We start from the raw sequence: 2,692 nt of genomic DNA on the forward strand, positions 1-2,692 counted from the left end.
GCGCGCCGTCAGCCGCTCGGTGACGCTGGAGCAGCCGATCCAGGCCACCGCGATGCTGGCCGAGATCGCCGAGGAACTGGTGCGCGGCGTGCTCGCCGCCAATGCGCAGGAGCGGGAGATTTCGCTGCTTGCCATCTCTGTCTCGCATCTGGAGGAAAGTGCCGAGCTGCAGCTCGAACTGCCGCTCGGCCTCGCCGACGAGAAGCTCAGGCCCGGCAGCCGCAAGGGCCTCGCCCGCTTCGGCGCCGACCGCGCCATCGACAAGATCCGCCAGCGTTTTGGGCGGGAGGCGGTCGGCTACGGCACGGTGGCGCTGGAAGCAGCACGCTCGGTGCCGGATGCGTTCAGGGAGCTGGCCGAGAAGGAGCTGTAGCTGGCCGATCGCCAACCCTACCGGCGACCGGTGCTCCAGTAGCGGTGGACCCTGACGCCGCCGGCGCTTCCGCCGCGCCATGGCTCGCAGGCGATCCCGTCACGGTCGGCATCATGTGTCGGCCAGTAGCCGGGTTGCCCGCGACGCGCCGGAGCCAGACCAACGAAGCGAGCGGCGGTACAGTTCGGGAAAGCGGCAAGGTGCCTGAGGGCTGTCACCGGCGAGTCGATCCGGATCCCGACAAAGCCGTAAACGACATAGCCGGACAAGAGGATGAAGGGTGCAAAGAGAGCTACCGATCTCAGCCTGCCCAGCCTGTAATGATGACGAGGTGCAGGCCAACGCAAGAATGGTAAAAGCATTCTTCACGCCCCCGGTTAGTGCCTAAAAAAGCGTAACCTAGGCCGCCCGCCGCGACAACCAGTCATGCAAGGATGTGCGGAGGCCGGCCGCGATCCCTTCTATGCTGGCGGGACAGCGCCCCCCTCCTGGTCTGCCGACCCGAGGCACTGCCAATCTCCCCGTCGGGGAGATGGCCGGCGGGACAGAGGGGGCTCGGCGGCGGGTGGCGCCCTGCGAGGACCCTCTCCATCTGCTTCGCGGCCACCTCCCCCGCCATTTGGCGGGGAGAGGCGGGGCGTCGTCGCCGTCACCGCTGCGCTCTCTCGGGCGATATGCCCTACTGATTGATCTCGGGCTCGACGAGTTTTGCCAGGTTGCGGAGCGACTCCTGCCAGCCGAGATAGCAGGCTTCGACCGGGATGGCGTCCGGAATGCCTGCCTGCGTGATGTCGAGGTCGGTGCCGCACGATACTTGCTTCAGGATCACGGTGACCTGGATCTCGCCCGGCAGGTTGGGGTCGTCGAACCTGTCGGTGTAGCGCAGGCGCTCGCCCGGGACGAGTTCGAGATATTCGCCGCCGAAGGCGTGGCTGCCGCCCGTGGTGAAGTTGCGGAAGGACATTTTGAACGTGCCGCCGACCTTTGCCTCGAAACTATGCACTGTGCAGGTGAAGCCGTTCGGCGGAAGCCATTTCGCGAGCGCGTCCGCTTCCGTGAATGCGCGGTAGACCTTCTCCGGCTTGGTCGCCAGAACGCGGTGCAAACGTACGGTGCTTGGCATATCGTATGTCCTCTCTGATTTGCTGATCGATGCCCCAAGGACGTACGGGGGCCTGGCCAGTCCGACACGGGCTGTCAAATTTCTTGAAGCCCTGCCCTCTCCCGCTCCCTGCCCTGCTCAGCGAAGCATGTGAGGCGAATGCTTTCAACCCATCGCCTGGCGGATGGATTTGGAGAACCGCGCGAGGAAGGCCGGCCGCGACGCGGCGTCGAGCTTCCAGGACAGCACGGCGAGCGCCATCCTTCCGGGCAGCATGCCGACGGACAGGAACCAGGCGGCAAGCATGGCGCGACGCCTGAGCGAGGCCGTCATCTCGAGGCTGGCGACGGCGCCGTGCGCGGCAAGCGCCAGTTTGGAATCATTGGCGACCGGGTGCCGGTCGGGGTCGGCGCAGAGCGAGGCGAGCCGCTCCTCCAGATGAAGCGTATCATGCAGGACGGTCTCGGCCGGCTCGACCGCCAGGCCGACGCCCGAGACCTGGCCCGACAGCGCCGCCATACGGTGGAAATCATGCGCCACCCGCCACCGCGCCCGCTCGGCAAGCTTTTCGCCGAAGACGGAATGGTTGGCGCCGTGGATACGGTAGGCGCCGACGCATTCCTCGATCGACTGCACCTGCCCGTAGAGCGGCGCCAGCGTCGCCAGATAGCCATCGGCGCCCTGGCGGAAATCGGCTTCGGGGATCGGCATGATGGTGTCCAGCGTCGAGCGTTCGAAGGCGAGTCCGCTGGTCACCGTCGTCTGGTAGCGCCCCTTGTGCAGCAGCTTCGGCACCACGTCGCCATCGTCGAAGGGAAGTTCCGGCGGCGGGAAGACATCCTTGACGCGCTGTGCTTCGTCGACGATGTGCAGCCGCGACTGCACCTGCGCGGTCGCCGGATCCCAGGCGTCGACGATCCTGGAGACGGCGTCCGGGTAGAGATAGTCGTCGGCGTCGAGGAACAGCACGATCCTGCCTGAGCTTGCCGCGAAGCCGGTGTTGAAGGCGGCGGCATGGCCGCCATTCCTTGGCCGCAGGCAGGCGCGGATCCTGTCGCCATAGGATTCTATGACCACCGCCGAACCGTCGCTCGATCTGTCGTCGACGACGATGACCTCGACGTCGCCATGGTCCTGGCCGAGCGCGCTGTCGACGCTGCGTTCGAGGAAGCGCGCGTAATTGTAGTTCGGGATGATGATGGACACCGGAATCCGGC

The 2,692-nt window shown here is 66.3% G+C and carries 3 protein-coding genes and 1 pseudogene; 1 reads left to right on the forward strand and 3 read right to left on the reverse strand.

The annotated features are described in order from the left end of the window. Positions 1–373 (forward strand): annotated as a pseudogene (locus tag EOA33_RS31260) (DNA polymerase IV); the annotation flags it as partial. A gap of 17 nt (positions 374–390) precedes the next feature. Here EOA33_RS31260 and EOA33_RS31265 read toward each other — a convergent pair. The 3 genes from EOA33_RS31265 to EOA33_RS31275 form a co-directional block, all read right to left on the reverse strand. Further along, positions 391–735 (reverse strand): excalibur calcium-binding domain-containing protein, encoded by a 345-nt coding sequence (locus EOA33_RS31265; RefSeq protein WP_127407384.1) that lies wholly within the window; start codon positions 733–735, stop codon positions 391–393. A gap of 317 nt (positions 736–1,052) precedes the next feature. Further along, positions 1,053–1,496: an SRPBCC family protein gene (locus EOA33_RS31270; RefSeq protein ID WP_127407385.1), complete on the reverse strand. Its 444-nt coding sequence runs from the start codon at positions 1,494–1,496 to the stop codon at positions 1,053–1,055. A gap of 144 nt (positions 1,497–1,640) precedes the next feature. Continuing rightward, complete coding sequence (locus EOA33_RS31275) at positions 1,641–2,687, reverse strand: glycosyltransferase family 2 protein (protein WP_190234424.1); 1,047 nt, start codon at positions 2,685–2,687, stop codon at positions 1,641–1,643. Positions 2,688–2,692 lie beyond the last annotated feature (5 nt).

The sequence above is a fragment of the Mesorhizobium sp. M4A.F.Ca.ET.050.02.1.1 genome (assembly GCF_003997725.1).
Taxonomy (GTDB): Bacteria; Pseudomonadota; Alphaproteobacteria; order Rhizobiales; family Rhizobiaceae; genus Mesorhizobium.

Coding starts and splice junctions, on each gene's coding strand:
- EOA33_RS31265 (WP_127407384.1), bottom strand. CDS start 735: ATGCTTTTACCATTCTTGCGTTGGCCTGCACCTCGTCATCATTACAGG.
- EOA33_RS31270 (WP_127407385.1), bottom strand. CDS start 1,496: ATGCCAAGCACCGTACGTTTGCACCGCGTTCTGGCGACCAAGCCGGAG.